Origin of the sequence: Nonomuraea basaltis, assembly GCF_005893125.1 — a bacterium.
Classification (GTDB): Bacteria; Actinomycetota; Actinomycetes; order Streptosporangiales; family Streptosporangiaceae; genus Nonomuraea; species Nonomuraea basaltis.
Genome location: NZ_VCJS01000602.1, coordinates 1 through 925 on the forward strand (window position 1 = coordinate 1; position 925 = coordinate 925).

General features: G+C 67.4%; 1 protein-coding gene. It reads right to left on the bottom strand.

Going from position 1 to position 925, the window contains the following annotated elements; translation table 11 throughout:
- Positions 1-925, bottom strand: a 925-nt coding sequence (locus EJK15_RS69620; protein ID WP_138720972.1) for an IS701 family transposase, incomplete at both ends; no start/stop codon positions are given.

Consider the following 925-nt stretch of genomic DNA (forward strand, 5'->3'; position numbering starts at 1 on the left):
GGGGCGTGAGCTGCGGTGACGGCCAGATAGGCGTGGGCGAGCATCGCGAGGGTGATGTGCCGATGCCAGGCGTCGAACCGGCGGACCTGGTAGTGGTCCAGGCCGGTCTCGTTCTTGGCCGCTTGGAAGCACTCCTCGATCGCCCAACGGGCGCCGGCCACGCGGATGAGCTCGGCCATGGTAGTGCCGACAGGGCCGTGGCACAGGTAGTAGGCGATCTCCAACTCGCCCTTAGCGTTCGGGGTGAGGGAGCGGCGCGCCAGGAGCCATCGCTGGTAGCCGGGCTCGGTCTCGAAGTGCACCGTGGCCAGTGCCCAGTCATACAGCCTGGGCCCCTTGGCGCCGTTCCCGGCGGACATGCGTTTCCACGCCTCGGGTGGAGCGGCTGCGACCAAGGTGTCGGCGCGGGTATCGCCATCGCGCAGCCCCATCGCGACGACCTGGCTTTTGGGCACGGCGACCACGTAGTTCACTCGGCGTTGTTCCAGGAAGCGCCGGAACTTCGAGTCCATTCCGTACGCCTCGTCCGCCGTCGCCCACGACACCGGCAGTCCCGCATCCAAGGCGCGCGCCAACATCTGCCGCGCCAGGACCGGCTTGGTCGCGAACTCCACCTCATCGCCGATCCCGGCAACATGGCAACGCGGCCGGTCATCTGTCCAGGACTTCGGCACATACAGCTCCGCGTCGATCAACGCCCGTCCCAGCGGGGAGGCATAGGCTAAGAACACCCCGAGCTGGCAGTTCTCCGTCCGGCCCGCAGTCCCGGAGTACTGCCGCTGCACTCCGGCCGACTTCGTGCCCTTCTTGAGGAACCCCGTCTCATCCACGATCAGCACCGCGTCTCGGTGACCGAGGTTCTCGACCACATAAGCCCGCAGGTCTTCCCGCACACCACGGGCGTCCCACCTGGCCTGATTCAGCA